Genomic DNA, 25,112 nt, shown 5'->3' with positions numbered 1-25,112 from the left:
CAAAAACCGATTCTATATATCTATTCTATTCGTAACAACTCCAAAAAACATGTCATTTTCGTTTTTTATTAACAAGTGCCGTCGCTTTGTCGGTATTAGCGAAGTGGAGCTTAACAAAAGATGGGAGGATGTCGCGGCCTTTGCTCATAATCAGCTTGGCTGCTGCTACATCCACCTGTGCCCCGGCACCTTTTGGGATCTTAAAGCCGGCCGCCTCACTAAGTTTATCGATATATTGGATAAAGGCATAGCGGGCGAGAATACTTGCAGCAGCGACAGCCAAATGGATACCTTCAGCTTTCGTACTAAAATAAACATTCTCTTTGGCAATCGCTTTTTGGCTTTTTAAATGCTGAAAATAGGTACTAGCTTGAACAAATTGGTCGATGAGAATCGCCTCAGGTTTCTCAGGTGAAATTTTGTCTAACACATTTAAGATCGCTTGATTATGTAAAATTGCCTTCATTTTCCCTTGCGACATGCCTGACTGCTGAACCTGATTATATTTTTCGTTTTTTAACGTCATCAAACTAAATGGAATAATATCTTTAATGACCTTTGCGATCGCAATGATTTTTTCATCGTTTAAATCCTTCGAGTCGCGGACACCTAATTCTTTTAATAAAGGGATATTTTCCTTTTTCACGTAGGCTGCCACCACTGTAATCGGCCCGAAGAAGTCTCCCGTACCGACTTCATCTGAACCAATGGCAGACATTTGTCCGATGCCAGTTGGAAGGTCACCCTTCGCAACAGATTTCGAATGGGAAGAGCTCGGCTTCTTTGAGGAGGCGCTTGCACTGCCCCATCGACCTGCCTCTTTTTCACTATCATTTCCCTGAAATAAAACTTTACCTGATTTATAAGCTGTGATCATACAAGCAGACGTTTTCGCTGCAAACACACTTCCAGGGATGTTTTTATCTAATAAATTTTTTCCGTAAAAGTTTCTCATTTCCATTATCTTATTCATTTCTAAATTCAATACAACATTACCCATACTACAAACACCACATTTCTAAATAATATAAAATATGCTTTAACTTTTCCACAGATAACGGTTCATGTTATGATATAGAGTAGGATTCTCTGAATGGAGGCAGGACGTTGTCGAATAATCAAAAAAATAGAACAACCGTAGATATATACGGTCAAGCTTACGTTATTATGGGCACGGAAAGTCCAAGCCACATCCGGCATGTGGCTTCATTAGTTGACAATAAAATGCGCGAAATCAGTTCTAAGAATCCAAATTTAGACGCAAGTAAACTCGCCGTTTTAACAGCCGTAAACGCAGTCAATGATTATCTCAAAATGAAAGACCAATTGGATCGGCTTCAATCAGAAATACTAAAAGAAAAGGACTAAAAAATATGTTGGATTTAGCAATTATCATCTTTTTAATTATTGGATTCTTTGTAGGCCTAAAAAGAGGCTTAATACTGCAGCTTGTTCATTTAATAGGTTTTATTATTGCATATGTAGTGGCAAATTCATACTACGAACAGTTAGCCCCCAAGTTAACATTATGGATTCCTTATCCAAACTTTGGAAATATTGCCACATTAAAACTTCTAACTGATAGCAGTAATATGGAGGCAGCTTTTTACCGAGCGATTGCCTTTGTTATTATCTTTGTTGCTGTAAAAGTGTTATTGCAAATTATTGGTTCAATGCTTGACTTTATTGCCCATTTGCCAGTACTTAGGCAGTTAAATGTTTGGGCAGGAGGCCTTTTTGGTTTCATTGAAATATATTTAGTTATTTTTATTTTATTATATATTTCAGCCCTGGTACCAATTGAATTTTTACAAAATGCTTTGGATCATTCGATTATGGCAAAAGCAATTGTGAATCACACTCCTATCCTTTCACAGCAAATAAAGAGCATGTGGATTGAATATACAGCTGCTTTAACTTCTCTGTAGCAGAGAAGTTTTTCTATTCATGCCTTAAAGTAGGATAAAATGAAAATGCTAAATAATAGGTAGGTGGATAATTAAATGGAAGTTAATAAAAAAGAAATCATTCGTTTGCTAGAAACGATTGCGGTCTATATGGAGTTAAAGGGGGAAAACCCTTTCAAGGTTTCAGCCTTTCGGAAAGCGGCTAACGCTTTGGAAGCCGACGAACGCGACGTAACGGAGATTGAAGACTTTACCGCTCTTTCTGGAATCGGTAAAGGCACGGCCGCTGTCATTGATGAATACATAAAGGATGGTACTTCTTCGGTATTAAAGGAGTTGAAGGAGGAAGTCCCAACAGGTCTAATCCCGTTATTGCAGCTTCCGGGGCTTGGCGGAAAGAAAATTGCTAAACTATACAAAGAATTAAAAGTCGTTGATGTTTCCAGTTTAAAAGAAGCTTGTGAAGCAGGGCAAGTACAAGGGCTCGCTGGTTTTGGTAAAAAAACAGAAGAAAAAATTCTAAGCGCAATTGCCAATGTCGGCTCAAGACCGGATCGATTGCCGTTAGCTTACATGCTTCCGATTGCAGAGCAAATTGAAGCAACCTTAACCGAATTACCAGATATTCATCGGTTTTCACGTGCCGGAAGTTTGCGCCGGATGAGAGAGACGATCAAAGACCTTGATTTTATTATTGCCACTAATGAACCGGAACGAGTGCGCGGGCATCTATTGGAATTGCCAAATATAAAAGAAGTGATTGGTGCGGGCGATACCAAGGTTTCGGTAGTTTTTGGATATGATTATGATATTTCCGCTGATTTCCGTCTGGTTAAGCCGGAAGAATTTACAACCACCTTGCACCACTTTACCGGATCAAAAGAACATAATGTCCGGATGCGACAATTAGCGAAGGAACGCGGTGAAAAAATCAGTGAGTATGGCGTTGAAAACGTGGAGACGGGGGAAATTCGTACGTTTTCTTCTGAAGAAGAATTTTTCAAGCATTTTGATCTTCCATTCATTCCTCCGGAAATTAGAGAGGACGGTAGGGAAGTGGAAACGTTCTCTGCTACTGAGGAATTAATTGAGCTCGAAGATATCAAGGGTGACCTTCATATGCATTCCACTTGGAGTGACGGTGCCCATTCGATCGAACAAATGGCTCAAGTCTGCCGGGCTAGAGGTTATCAATATATGGCGATCACTGACCATTCACAGTATTTAAAGGTGGCGAATGGTCTAACTCGTGAAAGACTTTTAAAACAAAGAGAAGAAATTAAAAAATTAAATGAAAAGTACGACGATTTTCTTATCCTAGCCGGTGTGGAAATGGATATTCTTCCTGATGGCACGCTCGACTATGACGACGAATTTCTAGCTGATATGGATTTCGTTATTGCCTCCATACATTCTGCTTTTTCCCAATCAAAGGAAAAAATTATGGAGCGTCTTAAAAACGCGTTGACGAATGCTCATGTGGATTTAATTGCCCATCCTACCGGCAGAAAAATCGGCCGCCGCGAAGGGTACGATGTCGATATTGATTTACTTATCCAACTCGCCAAAGAAACCAATACGGCGCTAGAATTAAACGCCAATCCCAACCGGCTTGACCTTGCAGCTGAATATTTACGAAGAGCACAGGATGCAGGAGTGAAAATTCTCATCAATACCGATGCACATAAAATGGATACATTAAAGCATATGGAAATTGGTGTTTCTGCAGCCAAAAAGGGCTGGATCAAAAAATCATCCGTAATAAATGCACTAGATAAAAATGACCTGCTAGAATTTTTGCATAATCGAGGATAAGGAGGTTATCTCCATGCAAGAAAAAGCTTTAAAGGTATTAGAATTTACTAAAGTAAAAGAGCAGCTTTTAGAACATGCTGCATCGTCACTTGGTAGAAAAAAAATAAAGGACTTAGTCCCCTCCACTGATTTTGATGAAGTGGTCAAACTTCAAGCAGAAACAGATGAGGCGGCAACCGTGTTTCGTGTAAAAGGAAATGTTCCACTCTCAGGTGTCCATGATATTCTTGCACACATCAAACGTTCCGTAATTGGCGGTGTGTTAAGTCCGCATGAACTGGTCCAAATTGCTAGCACCATCCATGCCAGCCGGCAAATGAAACGATTTATTGAGGATTTCGCTGACGAAAGAACAGAAATTCCGATTTTATCTGAACAAGCAGAGCGGATTATTCCGCTCACCAATCTCGAGCAATCGATCAAACAAGCGATTGATGAAAGCGGCGAGGTGTTAGACAGCGCAAGTGACCTGCTTCGTTCATTAAGGCATCAACTCAGGTCCAATGAGTCACGGGTTCGGGAAAAACTTGAAAGTATGATTCGGTCATCAAATGCCAGCAAAATGCTTTCCGATGCCATAGTCACCATTCGTAATGACCGCTTTGTTATTCCTGTTAAACAGGAGTACCGCGGTCACTACGGCGGAATTATTCATGACCAGAGTGCATCCGGACAAACACTGTTTATCGAGCCTCAGGTCATTGTCCAGTTAAATAATCAGCTGCAGGATATTCGTGTCAAGGAACAGCTGGAAATCGATCGAATTCTAACAGCACTATCAGCTGAAGCAGCCGAGCATGAGAGCGAACTCAAAGTGATCGTGGAAGTCCTGGCTAATTTGGACTTTATTTTTGCAAAAGCAAGATATGGGAAACGAATAAAAGCATCAATGCCGATTATGAATAATGAGGGGAGAATTGCTTTATATAAGGCAAGACACCCGCTCATTCCGATCGATGAAGTGGTTGCTAACGATATCATGCTTGGGAAAGACTTCACTACTATTGTGATTACTGGCCCGAATACGGGCGGTAAAACAGTTACCTTAAAAACACTGGGCTTATGTACATTAATGGCTCAGGCGGGATTGCAGGTTCCAGCCTATGACGGATCTGAGCTTGCCGTCTTTGATGCTGTGTATGCTGATATTGGCGATGAACAGTCGATTGAACAAAGCTTAAGTACATTTTCCTCCCATATGGTCAATATCGTCGAAATCTTAAATAGAGTGGATTTTAATAGCCTTGTGTTATTTGACGAGCTAGGTGCGGGAACGGATCCACAGGAAGGCGCTGCCTTAGCTATTTCGATATTAGATGAGGTCCACAAACGCGGGGCAAGGGTGATTGCTACGACCCACTATCCGGAGTTAAAGGCATATGGTTATAATCGTGAGGGTGTGTTAAATGCGAGTGTTGAATTTAATGTTGAAACATTAAGCCCTACATATAAACTACTGCTAGGAGTCCCAGGCCGGAGTAATGCCTTTGAAATCTCGAAACGGCTGGGCTTAAATGAACGGGTCATTCTGGCTGCACGTTCCCATGTGAGTGAAGATACGAACCAAATCGATAAGATGATAGCATCCTTGGAAGACAGCAAACGGCTGGCAGAAAAAGAGCAGGAGGAAGCCCGCGATTATTTAAAATCTGCTGAAAAGCTTCATCAAGACCTGCAAAACCAACTGATGGAGTTTTACGAGAAAAAAGACTCTATGCTCGAAAAGGCAGCAGAAAAAGCTGGAGAAATCGTGGAAGAGGCGAAAAGTGAGGCCGACAAGGTAATCCGCGACCTGCGTAAAATGAGAACAGAAAAGCACGCAGAAATTAAGGAGCATGAATTAATTGATGCAAAGCGGCGTCTAGAAGGTGCAGTACCGGAAGTCCCAAAATCAGCCAAGCTCGCAAATAAGAAAGTGAAAAAACATACGTATATGCCTGGTGATGAGGTGAAAGTGCTTACCTTTGGTCAAAAAGGCACGCTGGTTGACAGAGTTTCTTCGAATGAATGGCAGGTTCAAATCGGAATTCTCAAAATGAAAGTAAAAGAAAAAGACATCGAATATATGAGTACCCCGAAACAAGTAGAAACCAAGCCGATGGCGATTGTAAAAGGTCGGGATTCATTTGTTAAACTGGAGTTAGATCTACGCGGGGAAAGGTATGAAGATGCGCTTCTTAAGGTGGAAAAATATATTGATGATGCCCTGCTATCCAGTTATCCGCGTGTTTCGATTATCCACGGGAAAGGGACTGGTGCATTAAGACAGGGAGTTCAGGAATACTTAAGAAACCATCGTCAAGTTAAAAAAATTCGCTTTGGGGAAGCCGGCGAAGGTGGATCAGGCGTAACCATCGTGGAGTTTAAATAATGTCCGGGGAGTTTTGGCAATGGACCAGTTTTGGGAGAATGAATATATCCAAATAGCTGCTAATTATAGCGTTGTGATTTTATGCTTGGTTGTCTTTTTAGCGATTTTTGAAATGGTAACCAAATATAAAAATTGGGAAGAAATCAAAAAAGGTAATGTAGCTGTGGCGATGGCAACCGGAGGGAAAATTTTGGGCGTCGCCAATATCTTTCGCTATACAATTGAGCAGAATAATTCGCTGCTTGCAATGGTTGGTTGGGGAATCTATGGCTTTATACTATTAATAGTCGGTTATTTTATCTTTGAATTTTTAACGCCAAAATTCAAAATTGACGAAGAAATCCAAAAGGATAACCGCGCAGTTGGTTTTATTTCGATGGTTATTTCTATTGGCTTATCGATTGTAATCGGTGCAGGAATTACGTAAAGGGAGAATAAAAAAGTGGAGACCTTAGCTAAAGTACTTCTTGGATTATGCGGCTTGTTTTTGCTAATCGGCTTGATCTATATGTTGTTTTTTGCTTAACTCAAAATCAACGCTGAGATATATCAGCGGTGATTTTTTTATCGTTTAAAAGAGTGGAATCATCAAACAAATATTAAAGGACCACTTTGATGGTTATTGGAAAGTACATTCAGATCGTTTTCCAGAGTAATCTTGACCAAAATCAAAAGCATTTGACAGGTATTAATTCGCTGATTGCGGTCTATAGTAATTTCGCTGGTAGCACCCCATATATTGTAAAATACTTTGCGGATCGCAGCAGCAACCCTGTCACTAGGCCTAAAACGCAGTATTTGTTTTGTATGAACCTTTGAGATGGCATGCTAATTGTATTTGTAAGTTATCTTCGGGGTTGTTAAAACTTATCGATAATAGTTCCTCAATCCTTTTTAACCGTTTGTATAGGGTATTAATATGAATATGAAGCTGTTTTGCCGTTTCAGCAGCTGACCTGTTCAATTGAATAAATGTAAGGAGTGTATGTTCGAGTTCACGAGTGTTCTTATCTGACAAGAGCGGTGCGAATGTTTCCTGTAAAAATTGATCGATTTCCTGTGGTTGTTGGTGGATAAATAAACGGTTTACTCCAATGTTTTCATAATGAATAATATTCGAACTGTTTCGATTCCTTAAATAGGCGAGCGCTTTTTCCGCTTCATCATAGCTCTTTGAAATATTTTCAATCCCTTTATAAGTTAAACCAATGCCAGCCGTTAAATCCGGGCCTCCATTATTTTTCCACAATGTGATTAAATGTCCGAGTTTTTCTGTTATTTTAGTTTGTGTAATTGGATTATCAGAAGAGATGAGAAGATTGACTTTATTATGAAAGCCATAGATTAATAAGTTTGTCGCTGAAAAGCTTTTTCTAATAAACGATACTAGGCGATGAATGTTTGCCTCTAACTGCTGCAAGTCATGATATGTTTTTATTTCAAATACCCCAGCACATATATAGGACGTTGGAATTAACCCAAGAACTGATCCTTGTTGATAAAGCGATTGTGGATTCGTATTTTTAATGAGTGCAGAAAAATACTCATGCGTTTTTTTATAAAAAATATCTGTGAGTGTATGTTTTTTTACTAATTCTAATGCAAGGACAGCCCCTCCTTGTTCAATCGTAACAATATCCATTTTATTAAGCGGATTTGTAGCAGCAATTAAGCAACCGAAATAAGCTGTTCCATTCTTGATTGGATAAAGATAATAATGGGTATTCTTATCTTTATGTAATTCAACGTACTGTGGGGACTGATACGTACTAATTCTTTTCCTCACTTCTTCAGTATTGAAAATATGATACTGGTTTTGGTGGCTGCAGAAAAACTCATCTTGGATACAATCGTAAAAAGAAATGGGGATTTCAATCATTTTGCTTAATTCTGAAATAATTGTTTTTGCCCCTTTATTTTTTAGTGAAATTTGCGTTAACGTTTCATGAACTTGATTACGCATTTGTAGCACAGCATTCTTTTCTTTCAATTGCTTACTTAGATCTGTCAACTCAGCTACATTTTTCTTTACTTCTGAAAAAAGAGCCGCATTTTGAATGGCAATCGCTGCCTGTGCTGCAAACCCTTGTAGTAAAATGATATCTCTCTTTGTTAACCTTCCTTTCGCGGAAAATTGGTGTACCATCATGACGCCAATTCGTTTCTCTCCAATTGAAACAGCTACGCAAATACCTCCTCTAAGAAAATGGTCATCAATAGAAGAAATAATATAACGGTAATTTTCCTCCGTAATCTTTTGTTCGCTCATCGCATCCAATATTTCTTTTCTAGAATAGTAAATTCTCGTTTTTTCATCCAGAAAAGTCATTCCGGTAATGGACTCGCCGCATTTTGGCTGGAAGTAGTTAATGTTTTCATTGAAACCAACAGAGGCCTTTAGAACAAGTCGTTCCCGATTCTCGTCATATAGCTGTAAATACCCTGCATCTGCGGCAGGGATCACCTTTATAGCATTTCGGACGATATTCGTTAACAACTCGTCGGTATTGATTGATGAATTAATGGATCTTGTTGTTTCCATCACTATTTTCCACTCATGATCTCTTTTTTGAAGTATTTCCTGACTATATAATGGATAGAAAAAAAAGTGCAGCTGATCAAGTGATTCATCGGTAATTAGCAAATTTTCTTTGAAAATACATACACAAATATGAAACTCTTCCGGATAGTAAAAAAAGAGGAAGGTCATCCCATTTTGCCTATGAATCTTATAAGTTTTAAGTGGTTTTAAAAGTGAAAAACTTGGTGGTGATAATGGAGCATTTACGCCTCTACTATAAATATGTTTTTGCTCATGCTGCTGACCTGCCCAAATTTGAAAAGAAGAATCAATGAAATTGTTTTCTAAAAAAAACAAGACCGATTCTATCATGTCCCATCACAACCCCTAAGTGTAAAAACATACATTATTTCGGCAATATATTGTAAAAGCCTACATTGTAATAATTGTATAGTGAATTTATAATTTTTACAAGTATTAGAAAAGTTAGAAAATTTATATTTTGTTATCAATAAAAGGAGGTTATCTAATGCAACAACAACTTTTTGATGATTTGGAAAAACTGTACTCAGAAATGGTTGCAATTCGGAGAGATCTGCATATGCATCCTGAACTATCTTTTCATGAGGTGAATACACCGAAGAAAGTAGCAGAGTTTTTAACTAACTTAGGTTTGGAAGTGAAAACAGGAATTGGCGGCAGAGGTGTTACGGGATTGATTCGGGGAGGAAAGCCAGGGAAAACTGTTGCTTTGCGAGCTGATTTTGACGCATTGCCGATTCAAGACGAAAAAGATGTTGAATACAAATCTAAGGTTCCAGGTGTAATGCATGCATGTGGACATGATATCCACACTGCCTCCTTACTTGGTGTTGCAAAAGTACTAAGTAAAGTAAGAGACGAAATAGAAGGAAATGTTGTGTTTATTCATCAGTTTGCCGAGGAGGTGATACCTGGCGGGGCGAAATCGATGATTGAGGATGGCTGTTTAGATGGAGTAGATGTGATTTTCGGAGCACACGTATCTTCTATGCATCCGTACGGATCAATTGGTATTAAAGAAGGGTACATCTGCGCTTGTGGAGATACATTTGAAATTGAAATTCAAGGTAGAGGCGGTCATGGAGCGACGCCTCATTTAACGATTGATCCGATTGTAACTGGCAGCCAGATCGTCATGAATTTGCAGCAAATTGTAAGCAGACGAGTTGATCCTATTAAAACAGCAGTTGTTACAGTTGGAGCATTTAATAGCGGCAGCGGTTTTAATGTGATCCCGGATAAAGCGAGAATTATTGGGACAGTTCGGACATTTGATGAAGATGTTAGGGATATGATTGAGGAACAAATGGGACAAGTTGTCGAAAATGCATGCAAAGGGGTTGGAGCAGCTGCCGACTTTAAATATACTCGAGGCTACCCAGCTGTATGGAACCATCCTGAGGAAACGAAACGAATTGAAAAATTAGCCACAGCATTGTTTGGAGAAAACTATGTTCAGCATATAGAAGCGATGATGGGAATGGAGGATTTCGCTTACTATGTAAAAGAAGTACCTGGAACTTTTATTTGGGTTGGCGGAGCAAACCCCGAAATCAATGCGACATACCCACATCACCATCCAAGATTTGATGTTGATGAACGGGCTATGATTAATATTGGAAAACTATTTATAAGTGCTGTTTTTGATTATTTATCTGAACATTCAAATGTAAATCAAGGTAAATCCTATGTAAATTAAATTAACAAAAAAGTTATAAGTGCTCCCTCTTAGGTTAAAGCATACTGGGGAGGGAGCGGCGTTCAACTTTATACGAGGGGGAATATTAATGAAGCCTGTAATTGCGCTGCTTTCATTGCTTCCGTTTATTGGTATGTTAGGGGTTCTGCCATTTGTAAACAAGGTAGAACCATATATTTTAGGATTACCATTTATATTTTTTTGGGTTATGGTCTGGGTTATTTTGACATCGATCATATTAGCAATCGTTTATAAACTTGACCCTACGAATAAGGAAGGTGATATAGGATGAATTCTGCCCTTTTAGTTATCTTTGGTTTTTTAATTTTTGCACTTTATTTAGGAATAAAGGCAAAGAAAGGAAAAGAAATGAACCTTGAACAGTGGACTGTGGGTGGACGAGGTTTTGGTGCAATCTTTGTCTTCCTTTTAATGGCGGGTGAATCATTCACGACTTTTACGTTCCTTGGTGCAAGTTCTTGGGCCTACGGGAAAGGTGGGCCTGCTCTATACATTCTCGCTTATTTAAGTCTTTTATATGTCTTAATCTACTGGGTATTTCCTACCGTTTGGAAATATGCAAAAGACCATAATTTAGTTTCGCAATCTGACTACTTTGTTAGTAAGTACAAAAGTAAATATCTTGGAGTACTTGTAACTTTTATAGGTGTGATATCGATGATCCCTTATATCGTCCTTCAGTTAAAAGGGCTTGGGATTATTGTTTCAGAAGCTTCATATGGAACGATTTCTCCAACTATTGCGATTTGGATTGCAGCAATTTCCGTGACCATTTATGTAATGATTTCTGGTATTCACGGCTCAGCTTGGACAGCTGTTATTAAGGATATTATGATTTTTGGAATCGTTATTTTTATCGGATTATATATTCCTTTTCACTATTATGGAGGAATACAGCCAATGTTTGAGCAAATTAATGAGGCTAATCCAGGATTTTTAACGATACCTGATAAAGGATTAAGCATGTATTGGTTGATCTCTACCGTTATTATGACTGTATTTGGTGCGATAATGTGGCCTCATATATTCGTTTCCGCGTATTCGGCAAAGAGCGCAAAAGCCATTAGAAAGAACGCTATATTCACACCGCTTTATGTTGTGATGCTGCTTTTCGTTTTCTTAGTCGGTTTTGCCGCAATCGGTCAAGTTCCTGGTTTAGAGGGAGCTGCAATCGATCTTGCTCTGCTCCGCGTTTCTATTCAAACATTTGATCCATGGTTTGTCGGTGTAATCGGGGCAGCGGGTTTATTAACAGCATTAGTCCCTGGATCGATGATGTTAATGACTTCCTCTAGTGCACTAGCAAAAAATGTTTATAAAGTGATGATTCCATCAGCAACGGATAAGCAAGTATTAACTCTTTCAAAATCGTTAGTCCCTGTGATCGCACTAATTTCAGTATATTTTACGTTAAATGGCGGAGAGGGAATTGTTACTTTACTCTTGATGGCCTATAGTTTTGTTACACAAATATTCCCGGCGCTACTCGCTTGTTTAGTGAAGAAAACCTTTGTAACGAAACAAGGAGCCGCTGCCGGTATGATTGTCGGAATGTTCGTAGTAGGGTATATAACACTTACCAAAGCATCAATTGGCACGTTGTTCCCGTCTTTGCCTCAAGGGGTACAAGAATTAAACACAGGAATTATTGCCCTCATTTTAAACGTGTTTGTTACGATTGCTGTAAGTCTATTAACACGAAGCTTTGGAGAACAATTATCTGAAAAAGATAAAGTTCAATCAGCATAGTTAACAATTATTATTTTAATCCAAAAGCAAGAGAATAACTCAAAAAGGCTTAATCCCCAATTTCGCAGTTGTCATGATTACAACTGCGAAATTGGGGATTTTTCTATAAGGAGTCCTCTGGTATACTCCTGTCACATCTAAAACATTTATCCACTGAATAGGTATGCATATCAGAAAATGGAACATAAAGATTAAACAATTGCGTTAAGTCCGCAGATGTCTTTAGATGGAGGACAAACTAGAGTGTACAAATAAGTCCTTCGCTTTTCTTACAACTTCAATTGTTAATTGTAAAATACTGTACTATAATAAAAGAAAAGTGTGAATTTTTAAAATTATCCATATAGAAAAGGGGGATCTTATGTATGAATCAAAACCGTGGCTGGCTCTGTACCCAAAAGAAATTCCTGCCACACTGGAATACTCCTCAGAGCCAGTACAGCAATACTTAGTTAATTCTGTTCGAAAATATCCAGAAAAAGTGGCCATTCATTTTATGGGGAAAGAAATTACCTATAAGAAACTTTATAATGAAGTAATGAATTTTGCTGGTTATTTACAGGGAAACCTAGGCATTTCAAAAGGTGACCGCGTTGCTATTATGCTTCCAAACACACCTCAGGCTGTAATTAGTTATTTTGCCATATTAATGGCAGGAGGAATTGTCGTTCAAACCAACCCATTATATACGGAACGTGAACTTGAATACCAGATGAAAGATTCGGGAGCAAAGGCTATCATCACACTCGACATCCTCTACCCACGCGTTTCTAAAGTGATGCCTCAAACAGATTTACAGCATGTAATTGTAACCGCTATCAAGAGCTACTTACCATTCCCTAAAAATCTAATTTATCCCTACATCCAGAAAAAACAATATGGAATTGTCGTTAATGTTCAACACAAAGGAAGCACGCATTTACTTTCGGAAATATTAAAAATGGAGCCTCAAAAAGTAAGAAATTATGATTTCAACCCTGAGGAAGACGTAGCACTCCTCCAATATACAGGAGGGACAACAGGATTTCCAAAAGGCGTGATGTTAACACATAAAAATTTAATAGCCAATACAAAGATGTGCCAGGCATGGCTTTACAAATCCAAGCCAGGAGAGGAATCAGTTCTCGGGATTATCCCGTTTTTTCACGTCTATGGAATGACAACCGTTCTTATTTTATCTGTGATGCAGGCAAATAAAATGATATTATTACCTAAATTTGATGTTGAGACCACATTAAAAACCATTCAAAAACAGCGCCCGACTCTGTTTCCTGGTGCACCGACGATTTATATTGGAATATTGAATTATCCTGATCTAAGAAAATATGATTTATCATCCATTCATTCTTGTATAAGTGGTTCAGCTGCGTTGCCAATTGAAGTACAAGAGCAGTTTGAGGCCGTAACAGGAGGGAAATTAGTTGAAGGTTATGGTTTAACGGAAGCATCTCCTGTAACACATTCGAACTTTTTATGGGACGTACCAAGGGTGAAGGGAAGTATTGGTGTGCCTTGGCCTGATACTGAGGTAAAGATCGTATCGATCGAAACAGGTGAACCCGTCCCAGTAAAGGAAATAGGCGAATTTGCCATAAAAGGTCCGCAAATCATGAAAGGTTATTGGAATCGTCCAGAAGATACTAAGGAAGTCTTACATGATGGATGGCTGTATACGGGTGACCTTGGTTATATGGATGAACAAGGATACTTTTATGTGGTGGACCGCAAAAAGGATATGATTATTGCAGGAGGTTACAATATTTATCCTAGAGAGATAGAGGAAGTATTATATGAACATCCAGATGTTCTTGAAGCGGTCGCAGCAGGTATTCCTGACCAGTACCGCGGAGAAACGGTAAAAGCATATATTGTCTTAAAAGAAGGTTCATCGGTTACCGCAGATGAAATGAACCAATTTTCAAGAAAATATCTTGCTGCATATAAAGCCCCGAGATTATATGAATTTAGAAAAGAATTGCCTAAAACAGCTGTAGGGAAAATTTTAAGAAGAATGCTTGTGGAAGAAGAAAAACAAAAAATAGAAGAAGAAAACCAAAAACACGCATAATTGCTTCCTCTTTTTTTTGACAGAATAAGCCTGTCCCAATGTTGGGAATATGAAAAAGGTATAGAGTATATCTTGACAGATAAACGAATAATAATTATTATGAAAATATGAATGATTATTCATTCATATTTTTCTTTTATTTAGTCAAGATCAACAGTATAAACGTTAACAGAATTTTCTTCAAAGGAGGGATATAGTTGAAAAAAAATAAACCAAAATACATGCAAATTATTGATGCTGCGGTGATTGTAATCGCAGAAAATGGCTATCACCAAGCCCAGGTTTCAAAAATTGCCAAACAGGCAGGAGTGGCTGATGGCACCATTTATCTATACTTTAAAAACAAGGAAGACATCCTTATCTCTCTCTTTGAAGAAAAAATGGGAAGTTTCATTGAAAAAATAGATACAATGATAGCAGGAAAAGGGACGGCGGCAGAGAAATTATTAATGATGATAGAAGCTCACTTTAGTATGCTTTCTGACGACCATCACATGGCGATCGTAACGCAATTGGAGTTACGGCAATCCAATATAGAATTGCGACTCCGAATTAATGATGTTCTAAAAGGTTACCTAAAGGTAATCGAAAAGATTGTTATTGAAGGTAAAGAAACAGGAGAGTTCTCAATCGACCTCGATATTCGTCTGGCCCGGCAAATGATATTCGGTACAATTGATGAAACCGTTACATCGTGGGTGATGAATGAGGAAAAGTATGATTTGCTTGCACTGGCGTCTCCAGTCCAACGCCTCTTGATCAATGGCTGCGGAAGCCGGTAGAATTTAAAATAGGGGGGAGTTATTTTGGAATATTTAAAATGGTCCTATCAAGACAGTATTGCCACGATCACGATTGATCGTCCACCGGCAAATGCCCTTTCTTCAGGTCTTTTAAGGGAATTGTCGACAGTGCTTGATGAAATCGAACCAAACCGTGAAATTAGGGTCCTTGTCATTCACGGGGAAGGGCGGTTCTTCTCGGCTGGGGCAGATATTAAAGAATTTACAACGGTTTCTTCAGCTGAAGGTTTTTCTAATCTTGGTAAGTTTGGACAGGATTTATTTGACCGGATGGAAAAATTCCCAAAACCGATCATTGCGGCAATCCATGGCGCGGCGCTTGGCGGTGGTCTCGAACTTGCTATGGCTTGTCACATTCGCCTTGTCAGTGAAACCGCAAAACTCGGTCTTCCGGAGCTGCAACTGGGCTTAATTCCTGGATTTGCCGGTTCGCAGCGTCTGCCGAAATATGTAGGTGTGGCAAGAGCTGCTGAAATGCTGTTCACATCCGAGACAATTACAGGTATTGAGGCCGTAAAATATGGCTTAGCGAATCATGCCTATGTAGAGGCAGAAGTATTAGAGCAGGCGTATAAGCTCGCTGGAAAAATTGCTAAGAAAAGTCCAGGCTCTATTAAAGCAGCCATCGAATTATTAAATTATGCAAAAACAGAAGAGTTCTATGAAGGTTCGAAAAGAGAATCTGAGTTATTTGGTCAAGTTTTTGTCTCTAGCGATGGTAAAGAAGGCATTCAAGCTTTTATTGAAAAAAGGGAACCACAATTTAAAGGTGAATAAACGTATCTTTGTAGTATAATTGTAAAGGAAGCCCTTTTTTTCTAGGAAATTTTCTTAATCTTTCAAACTGAGCGAATGCTCGAAATTTTATTAGGAGGGAAACCATGAATATTTATGTATTACTGAAAAGAACCTTTGATACTGAAGAAAAAATTACGATTAGCGGCGGAAAAATCAATGAGGACGGTGCTGAATTTATTATCAATCCTTATGACGAATATGCGATTGAAGAAGCCATCCAAGTTCGCGATGCTAAGGGCGGAGAAGTAACTGTCATTACTGTTGGTACGGAAGAGTCTGAAAAGCAATTACGTACAGCACTTGCGATGGGCGCTGACAAAGCCGTCCTTATTAATATAGAAGATGATGTGGAAAATGGGGATCAATTTACTACAGCAAAAATCCTTGCTGAATATTTAAAGGATAAAGATGCTGATTTAATCATTGGTGGAAATGTGGCGATTGACGGTGGTACAGGTCAGGTCGGACCACGTGTAGCGGAACTACTTAACATCCCTTACGTAACAACAATCACAAAGTTAGAAATCGACGGTACAAATGTAACCGTTACCAGAGATGTTGAAGGCGATTCCGAAGTTATAGAAACGAGCCTTCCTCTATTAGTAACTGCACAACAAGGTCTAAATGAGCCGCGCTATCCTTCATTACCTGGGATCATGAAGGCAAAGAAAAAGCCGCTTGAGGAATTAGAATTAGACGACCTTGATCTTGAAGAAGACGATGTGGAAGCAAAAACAAAAACAATCGAAATTTATTTGCCGCCTAAAAAAGAAGCAGGCAGAGTATTAGCCGGCGATTTGAATGATCAAGTAAAAGAACTTGTTCAGCTACTTCATACCGAAGCAAAAGTAATTTAATCGACTTATTACAAATATGTTTTCAGGAGGTATATGGAATGTCAAGAAAAGTTTTAGTATTAGGAGAAGCTCGTGACGGGTCATTACGTAATGTTTCTTTCGAAGCGATTGCAGCAGCAAAAACGGTTGCTGAGGGCGGAGAAGTGGTTGGTGTTTTAGTAGGTGCTTCTGTAAGCGCTTTAGGTACGGAGTTGATCCACAACGGAGCCGACCGCGTAGTAGTTGTTGAAGATGAAAAATTAAATCTATATACTTCAGATGGATACGCTCAGGCGCTGTTAGCCGTGCTTGACCAGGAAAAACCAGAAGGGTTAGTGTTAGGTCATACCTCACTAGGCAAAGACCTATCTCCAAGAATTGCTGGAAAATTAGCATCAGGTTTAATATCAGATGCGACTGCTGTTGAGGTTGCAGGTGGAAATGTCGTGTTCACAAGACCCATCTATTCTGGGAAAGCATTTGAAAAGAAAATTGTAACGGATGGCTTAATTTTTGCAACGGTCCGTCCAAATAATATTGCGCCTTTGGAAAAAGATGAAAGCAGAAGCGGCGAGGTTTCTACCCTTTCTATAGAGATCAAAGACTTACGTGCCATTATTAAAGAAGTGGTTAGAAAAGCAAGCGAAGGTGTGGACCTAAGTGAAGCAAAAGTGGTTATCTCAGGAGGACGCGGGGTTAAGAGTGCAGATGGTTTTGAGCCGCTTAAAGAACTTGCGAATGTCCTTGGCGGAGCGGTAGGAGCTTCACGTGGTGCCTGTGATGCCGACTATTGCGATTACTCTTTACAAATTGGTCAAACTGGCAAGGTAGTTACACCAGACCTTTACATTGCTTGTGGTATTTCAGGAGCAATTCAGCACTTAGCCGGCATGTCTAACTCAAAAGTAATTGTGGCCATTAACAAAGATCCAGAGGCTAATATCTTCAAAGTAGCTGATTACGGAATCGTAGGCGACTTGTTTGAAGTGGTGCCATTACTAACTGAAGAGTTTAAAAAACTGAAAGTGCACTCATAATAAGAAAAGCGGAAGCGCCTTGTCCAGGGGCGACAGGCATAAGACGAGCCGGCGAGAAGGTTGCTCTTTAACCTTCTTGAAGGATTGGCTGTAGACCTTCGAGCCCCTAGGCGCTGTAGCTAGACAATATAAAGGCGAGCGGAAGGGTTCCGCTCGCTTTATTTAAGGATAAATTGAAGTAAATCGGGGGAAAATGATCGATGAAGCAATTTATTAGCTTGATTTTCCAAACGATGTTATACTTTCGGTAAGAAATTCAGTAATCATTAGGAGGGCAATATAAATGGCAATTTCACACTTAACAGATCAAAACTTTTCTGCAGAAACAGGTTCAGGCCTTGTTCTCGTAGATTTTTGGGCACCATGGTGCGGACCTTGTAAAATGATAGCTCCAGTTCTTGAAGAACTTGACTTAGAAATGGGCGAAAAAGTTAAAATCACTAAACTTGATGTGGATGATAACCCGCAAACTGCAGCAAATTTCGGTGTTATGAGCATTCCAACATTATTAGTAATGAAAAATGGCGAAGTGGTAGACAAAGTAGTCGGCTTCCAACCAAAAGATGCATTAGCAAGTGTTTTAGAAAAACACGTGTAAGTATAGAAAGACAAAACCTTAGCTGGAGCCAATCCAGCTAAGGTTTTTCTTTTTGCAAATGACTACCACTTTCATTTATGAGCCTTTTCCTTTAAAATTTTAACAGACACTATATATATAGACGGGAGTGAAGTGGCCGGAATGAATGAAATAATCAAGCAAAAACTGACGCTGCTGCCGGATCAACCTGGCTGCTACTTAATGAAGGACCGTCAGGGTACGATTATTTATGTGGGGAAGGCAAAAGTATTAAAGAATCGCGTACGTTCTTATTTCACCGGGTCACACGATGGAAAGACGCTTAGACTAGTCAATGAGATTGAGGACTTTGAATATATTGTAACCTCTTCAAATATTGAAGCACTTCTACTTGAACTCAACCTAATAAAAAAATACGATCCAAAATACAATATCATGCTCAAGGATGATAAAACCTATCCATTTATTAAGCTGACAGCTGAAAAGCATCCGAAACTCATCATTACAAGAAAAGTAAAAAAGGACAAAGGTAAATACTTTGGTCCGTACCCAAATGCGACGGCTGCCAATGAAACCAAAAAGCTTCTTGACCGAATTTATCCGCTGCGGAAATGCTCAACCCTGCCTGATCGGGTCTGCTTATACTACCATTTAGGGCAGTGCCTGGCACCATGTGTCAATGAAATTCAGGAACAACAGTATAAACAAATGACGGATGAAATTACCCGCTTTTTGAATGGCGGTTATAAGGAAATAAAAAAAGAGCTTCAGGCAAAAATGTCAGCTGCTGCTGAAGAGTTAGACTTCGAACGAGCGAAGGAGTTCCGTGATAAAATCATTCATATCGAAACCATCATGGAAAAACAGAAAATTACCATGAACGATTTTACGGATCGTGATGTTTTTGGCTATGCAGTCGATAAAGGCTGGATGTGTGTGCAAGTCTTTTTTGTCCGCCAAGGGAAACTAATTGAGAGGGACGTCTCCATGTTCCCCTTCTATAATGAGCCTGAGGAAGAAATACTAACTTTCCTCGGACAATTTTATTCGAAAGCTAATCACTTCAAGCCGAAGGAAATCCTGATTCAAGATGAAGTCGATTTGAGTCTGGCGGAACAACTGCTTGAAGTAAAAGTGCTCCAGCCACAACGGGGGCAGAAAAAGGATATTGTCCAATTGGCAATCAAAAATGCAAAAATTGCCTTAAATGAAAAGTTTTCCTTGATCGAAAAGGATGAAGACCGCACCATTAAGGCGGTCGAGAACTTGGGGGAATTACTCGGAATCTATACTCCGCACCGGATTGAAGCATTTGATAACTCCAACATTCAAGGGACAGACCCAGTATCAGCCATGGTCGTTTTCATTGATGGGAAGGCAAATCATCGGGAGTACCGGAAATATAAAATTAAAACCGTTCAAGGACCTGATGATTATGAATCCATGCGTGAAGTGACAAGAAGAAGGTATTCACGCGCCTTAAAAGAAGAACTTCCCCTCCCTGATTTAATCATCATCGATGGTGGTAAAGGTCATGTTGAAGCCGTAAGAGATGTGTTGGAAAATGAGCTAGGACTGGATATTCCACTCTCGGGACTCGTCAAAGATGATAAACACAAAACTTCCCAATTGCTGTACGGCAATCCTTTGGGAATTGTTCCATTAGGCCGAAACAGCCAGGAGTTTTATTTACTGCAAAGAATTCAAGATGAGGTCCATCGCTTTGCCATTACATTTCATCGTCAGCTTCGTGGAAAAAGTGCCTTTCAATCCTTGCTCGACGATATTCCTGGAATCGGGGAGAAACGGAAAAAGCTATTGCTAAAACAATTTGGCTCTGTGAAAAAAATGAAAGAGGCTAGTATGGAGGAATTTACAAATATCGGAATTCCTATGAATGTAGCCGAAGAATTAATTAAAAAACTTCAATCCTAGTGATTGTAAGAAAAAATAGAACATGCTATAATAAGTGAAAATTTAATTTACTATCACTTTTACGTATTAAAGTGAAGGTAGAGGTGCGAGCTTCAAGAGTAATGGTTCTGAGAAGGATGAGCTTCTAAGACGGATCATGAAAGGGAATGTTCGCCGAAGTAAAGAAAGTCTCATTTCTTTCTTTGCTGGTCCTGTATTGAATAAATGCCGGATTGTCAAGACGAATGTCTTGGAGAGCTATCTTACATTGTAGGTGCGAGAATATTTTTTCGTGTTCTAGAGCAATGAGATGCCCTTCTCATTGCTTTTTTGTTTTTTGGGGGATAAATAAGGTATTCACTTAAAAGAAGGAGAAACAAACATGGGGATTATTGTACAAAAATTCGGAGGCACCTCCGTTGCGAATGTAGAAAGAATACTAAATGTTGCATCCTGTGTAAAAGAGGAGACAGACCGTGGCAATAATGTAGTCGTTGTTGTTTCTGCGATGGGAAAATCAACGGATACACTGGTCGGATTAGCAAAAGAAATTTCCGCACAGCCAAATAAGCGGGAAATGGACATGCTGTTATCAACAGGAGAACAGGTAACCATTGCGTTATTGTCAATGGCTTTAAATCAGCAAGGGCTTGACGCCGTCTCTTTTACAGGCTGGCAGGCAGGAATCATCACAGAACCTGTCCATGGAAATGCCCGCATTTCGAATATTAAAACGTCTGCAATTGAAACGGAGCTCGCAACGGGTAAGGTTGTCATTGTGGCAGGATTCCAAGGAATCACGGAAGAAGGCGCAATTACGACGCTCGGTCGTGGTGGTTCTGATACGACAGCTGTGGCATTAGCGGCAGCCTTAAAGGCAGATAAATGCGATATTTATACCGATGTTACTGGGGTTTTCACCACGGATCCAAGATATATCAAGAATGCTCGCAAATTATTATCAGTATCGTACGATGAAATGCTAGAGTTAGCTAATTTAGGAGCTGGTGTGCTCCATCCAAGAGCAGTAGAATTTGCTAAAAACTATCAGGTGCGGCTTGAGGTACGCTCGAGCATGGAGAGAGTAGAAGGAACAGTTATTGAGGAGGAAGCAGCAATGGAACAAAACTTAGTAGTCCGCGGTGTCGCATTTGAAGACGAAATAACAAAAGTAACAGTATTAGGATTGGCGAATTCATTAACAAGTCTATCTACCATCTTTTCAACACTAGCGGAAAATCACCTGAATGTTGACATTATTATTCAAAGTACTACAGAGGGCGATACGGCTAATTTGTCTTTCTCTATCCATACTAATGATTTATTAGAAACATTAAAGGTATTAGAAGATAATAAAGCAGTGCTTGCTTATGAGCAGCTTGATGCAGAAAATAAATTAGCAAAGGTGTCAATTGTTGGCTCAGGAATGATTTCTAATCCTGGTGTAGCAGCAAAAATGTTTGAGGTACTCGCTGCTAACAACATCCAAATTAAAATGGTCAGCACATCCGAAATCAAAGTATCAGCAGTAGTAGAAGAAAGAAATATGTTAAAAGCAGTAGAAGCCTTGCACGAAGCCTTCGAACTGGCAAACAAATAAAAAAAGGGTGTCAGGCACCAAGCGTTGCCTGACACCCTATTCCCACGTTTAGTTCTTTTCCCATTTAACAGTGAAAAGGACTTTATTTGATTTCTTTACAGGATGTTCAAAGGTTTCTGCATTGGCTTCTTTTTGAAGTTCAATTTGTTGGGCAAGGAAGCCCGCTTCGAGTTGGAAAAAGTGCTCAGCTTTTGATTTCACACGCGGGACAATAACTGGACTCATTAGTTCAAATTGGATCTCAGTTTTATTTTCTTTTTTAATTTCAAGTTGGCCCCAAGAGGCTTTGGTGAAAAAATCCATAATCTGAGCAATATCAGTTAGTGGAAATTTACGTGCGAGGCGTTTTCCGGCCCAATATAAAATTTCAGGTGTATCTTTTCCTAAAATCTCAGGTAAAAGAATTTCTCTGATTAATTCATACCCGAAAATAGATATGGTTTTTGGTTCATCGGTATCTATAGTCTCAACAACAACTGTACTATCGTTCACAAGCTTCCCCTCTTTCTATCATTCTATTATATACGCTTTTTGTTAGGTGTCAGTACAGTTTTTCTAGAAAATAGGATGAAAAATAGCTTATTTTTTTTAGTATTTTGCAATATCTTACCTTGTTTTCCATGATAATTATCATTCCCGATAAAGAAATAATAACAACCGTTATTTCTTGGTAATTAATTGAAGGAATTCAAGAAATGTTGAGAAAAAACCCATTTTTTTAGCGAGAATATATAAATTATTATAATATCAATATATTTAAAAAATTTTAGTTTTATGAGAGTTATGTGTATCCGTTTTCTTGACGCTCTAAGATGATGGGAGTAAAATGGACATGTCACATTATTGTCACACTGATGCTAGGTTTCATATAAGGAAACTTAAATGCTAGAAACTGAACATCATTTTTTTAAACATTATAGGGGGGTAAATTTATGGCAGGTAATCGAGAGTTTGTTTATCGGAGATTGCATTCGTTGCTAGGGGTTATTCCAATCGGGATCTTTGTCATCCAGCATCTGATTGTGAACCACTATGCGACAGTTGGGGTAGAATCCTTCAACAAAGCTGCGAATTTTATGGGAAATCTTCCTTTTCGCTACGTGTTAGAAACTGTAATTATTTATTTACCAATTTTATTCCATGCAATCTACGGGCTGTATATTGCTTTTACAGCCAAAAACAATGCAAGCCAATATGGATTCTTTAGAAATTGGATGTTTATGCTTCAACGTGTGTCTGGTGTGATTACACTTATTTTTATCACATGGCATGTATGGGAAACACGGGTAGCAGCGGCGTTTGGAAATGAAGTTAACTTTCAAATGATGCAAGATATTCTTTCCTCACCGTTTATGTTTGCGTTTTATGTCATTGGGATTATTTCAGCAATTTTCCACTTTGCAAACGGATTGTGGTCATTCTTTGTTAGCTGGGGCATCACAGTATCTCCACGTTCTCAAGTTATTTCTACATACGTGACAATCGTTATTTTCTTAGCTCTATCCTATGTTGGAGTAACGACTTTATTAGCTTTTGTATAACAAATTAATGATTGATCGGAAAAATATTGGATTTTGGATTAAGGGAGTGAGTCACGAATGAGTAAAGGTAAGGTAATTATTGTCGGCGGTGGTTTAGCTGGCTTAATGGCAACGATTAAGGTTGCAGAAACAGGAACACCTGTAGAGTTGTTTTCTCTTGTTCCCGTTAAACGTTCTCACTCTGTTTGTGCCCAGGGTGGTATTAATGGAGCTGTAAATACAAAAGGTGAAGGCGATTCAACATATATTCACTTTGATGACACCGTTTATGGCGGAGACTTCTTAGCAAACCAGCCTCCAGTAAAAGCAATGTGTGACGCAGCGCCTGGTATTATTCACTTAATGGACCGTATGGGAGTTATGTTTAACCGTACTCCAGAAGGACTATTGGACTTCCGTCGTTTCGGGGGAACACAGTTTCACCGGACAGCATTTGCAGGAGCGACCACTGGTCAACAGTTACTTTATGCTTTGGATGAACAAGTTCGTCGTGAGGAAGTTGCCGGTCTTGTAACCAAATACGAAGGCTGGGAATTCCTAGGTGCAGTCGTTGATGACGATGGTGTGTGCCGCGGTATCGTTGCTCAAAATTTAAAAACCATGGAAATTAAATCGTTCTCAGGGGATGCCGTAATCATGGCTACCGGCGGCCCTGGTATTATCTTTGGAAAATCTACAAACTCAGTTATTAATACAGGTTCAGCAGCATCGATTGTGTATCAGCAAGGTGCTTATTACGCTAACGGGGAAATGATCCAAATCCATCCAACGGCCATACCTGGTGATGATAAGCTTCGCCTCATGAGTGAATCGGCTCGTGGTGAAGGCGGCCGTATCTGGACATATAAAGATGGGAAACCATGGTATTTCTTAGAGGAGAAATATCCTGCTTACGGAAACCTGGTACCACGTGATATCGCCACTCGCGAAATTTTTGACGTTTGTGTTAATCAAAAACTCGGAGTCAATGGCGAAAACATGGTATACCTCGATCTTTCTCATAAGGATCCACATGAATTAGATATTAAACTTGGCGGGATTATTGAAATTTATGAAAAATTTATGGGTGATGATCCTCGTAAAGTTCCAATGAAAATCTTCCCTGCTGTTCACTATTCAATGGGTGGACTTTGGGTTGATTATGACCAAATGACAAGCATCCCTGGTCTATTTGCAGCGGGTGAATGTGATTATTCTCAGCATGGTGCGAACCGTTTAGGTGCCAATTCCTTGCTTTCAGCCATTTATGGTGGAATGGTTGTAGGTCCAAACGTAGTTAAATATATCAAAGGCTTGGAGAAGAGTTCCGATGCAGTTTCTTCTACCGTATTTGACCGACATGTGAAAGAACAAGAAGATAAGTGGAATTCAATTATGTCCCTAAATGGAAATGAAAATGCTTATGTTCTTCATAAAGAGCTTGGGGAATGGATGACAGATAATGTAACGGTTGTTCGTCATAACGACAGGCTATTAAAGACAGATGAGAAAATTCAGGAACTTCTAGAACGTTACCAAAACATCAATATTAATGATACATCCAAATGGAGCAACCAAGGGGCAGCCTTTACTCGTCAACTTCAAAACATGCTGCAATTGGCTCGTGTTATTACAATTGGTGCATACAACCGGAATGAGAGCCGTGGCGCTCATTATAAGCCTGACTTCCCTACACGTAATGATGAGGAATTCTTAAAAACAACAATGGCGAAATTTGTTGACAGTTCATCAGCACCGGCTTTCCATTATGAAGATGTTGATGTTTCATTGATCAAGCCACGCGAACGCAATTACGCAAAAAGTTAAGGGGGAG

21 protein-coding genes and 1 riboswitch are annotated in these 25,112 nt (G+C 39.3%); of the genes, 18 read left to right on the top strand and 3 right to left on the bottom strand.

The window, feature by feature from the left end; translation table 11 throughout:
• Window positions 1-52: 52 nt before the first annotated feature.
• Window positions 53-1,000 (bottom strand): ribonuclease HIII, encoded by a 948-nt coding sequence (rnhC, locus tag ACSU6B_RS07285; protein ID WP_410883970.1) that lies wholly within the window; start codon window positions 998-1,000, stop codon window positions 53-55.
• A 107-nt stretch (window positions 1,001-1,107) separates the two neighbouring features.
• On the opposite strand from rnhC, the gene zapA reads away from it, so the two are divergent.
• The 5 genes from zapA to ACSU6B_RS07260 all read left to right on the top strand — a co-directional run bounded on the left by zapA (window position 1,108) and on the right by ACSU6B_RS07260 (window position 6,520).
• Window positions 1,108-1,368, top strand: a complete 261-nt coding sequence (gene zapA / locus ACSU6B_RS07280; RefSeq protein ID WP_410883968.1) for a cell division protein ZapA — start codon at window positions 1,108-1,110, stop codon at window positions 1,366-1,368.
• Between the two features lie 5 nt (window positions 1,369-1,373).
• The gene (locus ACSU6B_RS07275; RefSeq protein WP_410883966.1) at window positions 1,374-1,928 is read left to right on the top strand and encodes a CvpA family protein; all 555 of its coding nucleotides are present in this window, start codon (window positions 1,374-1,376) and stop codon (window positions 1,926-1,928) included.
• A 75-nt stretch (window positions 1,929-2,003) separates the two neighbouring features.
• Window positions 2,004-3,722: a DNA polymerase/3'-5' exonuclease PolX gene (gene polX, locus ACSU6B_RS07270; RefSeq protein WP_410883964.1), complete on the top strand. Its 1,719-nt coding sequence runs from the start codon at window positions 2,004-2,006 to the stop codon at window positions 3,720-3,722.
• A gap of 13 nt (window positions 3,723-3,735) precedes the next feature.
• Window positions 3,736-6,093: an endonuclease MutS2 gene (locus ACSU6B_RS07265; RefSeq protein WP_410883962.1), complete on the top strand. Its 2,358-nt coding sequence runs from the start codon at window positions 3,736-3,738 to the stop codon at window positions 6,091-6,093.
• 19 nt (window positions 6,094-6,112) lie between these two features.
• Entirely contained in the window at window positions 6,113-6,520 is a 408-nt protein-coding gene (locus ACSU6B_RS07260) for a DUF350 domain-containing protein (RefSeq protein ID WP_215000965.1), read from the top strand.
• 357 nt (window positions 6,521-6,877) lie between these two features.
• On the opposite strand, the gene ACSU6B_RS07255 is transcribed toward ACSU6B_RS07260, so the two are convergent.
• Window positions 6,878-8,986 (bottom strand): helix-turn-helix domain-containing protein, encoded by a 2,109-nt coding sequence (locus ACSU6B_RS07255; protein ID WP_410883960.1) that lies wholly within the window; start codon window positions 8,984-8,986, stop codon window positions 6,878-6,880.
• A gap of 157 nt (window positions 8,987-9,143) precedes the next feature.
• On the opposite strand from ACSU6B_RS07255, the gene ACSU6B_RS07250 reads away from it, so the two are divergent.
• The 11 genes from ACSU6B_RS07250 (at window position 9,144) to ACSU6B_RS07200 (ending at window position 21,758) form a co-directional block, all read left to right on the top strand.
• Entirely contained in the window at window positions 9,144-10,355 is a 1,212-nt protein-coding gene (locus ACSU6B_RS07250; RefSeq protein ID WP_410883958.1) for a M20 metallopeptidase family protein, read from the top strand.
• 88 nt (window positions 10,356-10,443) lie between these two features.
• Complete coding sequence (locus ACSU6B_RS07245) at window positions 10,444-10,647, top strand: DUF3311 domain-containing protein (RefSeq protein ID WP_410883956.1); 204 nt, start codon at window positions 10,444-10,446, stop codon at window positions 10,645-10,647.
• A complete protein-coding gene (locus ACSU6B_RS07240) occupies window positions 10,644-12,125 on the top strand; it encodes a sodium:solute symporter family protein (RefSeq protein WP_410883954.1) in 1,482 nt (493 codons plus the stop codon). Before ACSU6B_RS07245 ends, ACSU6B_RS07240 begins: the two co-directional genes overlap by 4 nt.
• A gap of 361 nt (window positions 12,126-12,486) precedes the next feature.
• Window positions 12,487-14,193, top strand: a complete 1,707-nt coding sequence (locus ACSU6B_RS07235; protein ID WP_410883952.1) for an AMP-binding protein — start codon at window positions 12,487-12,489, stop codon at window positions 14,191-14,193.
• 197 nt (window positions 14,194-14,390) lie between these two features.
• Window positions 14,391-14,975 (top strand): TetR/AcrR family transcriptional regulator, encoded by a 585-nt coding sequence (locus ACSU6B_RS07230; RefSeq protein WP_410883950.1) that lies wholly within the window; start codon window positions 14,391-14,393, stop codon window positions 14,973-14,975.
• A gap of 24 nt (window positions 14,976-14,999) precedes the next feature.
• The gene (locus ACSU6B_RS07225; protein ID WP_410883948.1) at window positions 15,000-15,773 is read left to right on the top strand and encodes an enoyl-CoA hydratase; all 774 of its coding nucleotides are present in this window, start codon (window positions 15,000-15,002) and stop codon (window positions 15,771-15,773) included.
• A gap of 104 nt (window positions 15,774-15,877) precedes the next feature.
• Window positions 15,878-16,651, top strand: a complete 774-nt coding sequence (locus tag ACSU6B_RS07220) for an electron transfer flavoprotein subunit beta/FixA family protein (RefSeq protein ID WP_410883946.1) — start codon at window positions 15,878-15,880, stop codon at window positions 16,649-16,651.
• A 38-nt stretch (window positions 16,652-16,689) separates the two neighbouring features.
• Window positions 16,690-17,667 carry an electron transfer flavoprotein subunit alpha/FixB family protein gene (locus ACSU6B_RS07215; protein ID WP_410883944.1) on the top strand — a complete coding sequence of 326 codons (978 nt, stop codon included), beginning with the start codon at window positions 16,690-16,692 and terminating at the stop codon, window positions 17,665-17,667.
• Between the two features lie 283 nt (window positions 17,668-17,950).
• Window positions 17,951-18,265, top strand: a complete 315-nt coding sequence (gene trxA / locus ACSU6B_RS07210) for a thioredoxin (RefSeq protein ID WP_088089186.1) — start codon at window positions 17,951-17,953, stop codon at window positions 18,263-18,265.
• A gap of 141 nt (window positions 18,266-18,406) precedes the next feature.
• Window positions 18,407-20,179, top strand: coding sequence for an excinuclease ABC subunit UvrC (gene uvrC / locus ACSU6B_RS07205; protein ID WP_410883942.1), 1,773 nt, complete (start codon window positions 18,407-18,409; stop codon window positions 20,177-20,179).
• A 70-nt stretch (window positions 20,180-20,249) separates the two neighbouring features.
• Window positions 20,250-20,427: riboswitch (Lysine riboswitch) on the top strand.
• A gap of 113 nt (window positions 20,428-20,540) precedes the next feature.
• Window positions 20,541-21,758 carry an aspartate kinase gene (locus ACSU6B_RS07200; protein ID WP_410883940.1) on the top strand — a complete coding sequence of 406 codons (1,218 nt, stop codon included), beginning with the start codon at window positions 20,541-20,543 and terminating at the stop codon, window positions 21,756-21,758.
• A 48-nt stretch (window positions 21,759-21,806) separates the two neighbouring features.
• Here the strand turns inward: ACSU6B_RS07200 and ACSU6B_RS07195 are convergent, their stop codons facing one another.
• On the bottom strand, window positions 21,807-22,250 hold the full coding sequence (locus tag ACSU6B_RS07195) for a YslB family protein (protein ID WP_215000934.1): 444 nt from the start codon (window positions 22,248-22,250) through the stop codon (window positions 21,807-21,809).
• 440 nt (window positions 22,251-22,690) lie between these two features.
• On the opposite strand from ACSU6B_RS07195, the gene ACSU6B_RS07190 reads away from it, so the two are divergent.
• Window positions 22,691-23,299: a succinate dehydrogenase cytochrome b558 subunit gene (locus tag ACSU6B_RS07190; RefSeq protein ID WP_088089182.1), complete on the top strand. Its 609-nt coding sequence runs from the start codon at window positions 22,691-22,693 to the stop codon at window positions 23,297-23,299.
• A 57-nt stretch (window positions 23,300-23,356) separates the two neighbouring features.
• Window positions 23,357-25,105, top strand: coding sequence for a succinate dehydrogenase flavoprotein subunit (sdhA, locus tag ACSU6B_RS07185; protein ID WP_168245261.1), 1,749 nt, complete (start codon window positions 23,357-23,359; stop codon window positions 25,103-25,105).
• Window positions 25,106-25,112 lie beyond the last annotated feature (7 nt).

Origin of the sequence: Neobacillus sp. C211, from assembly GCF_051842875.1 — a bacterium.
GTDB lineage: Bacteria > Bacillota > Bacilli > Bacillales > Cytobacillaceae > Neobacillus.
Note: the sequence above shows the minus strand (reverse complement) of the source record. Positions and strands in the feature narration are given on the sequence as shown.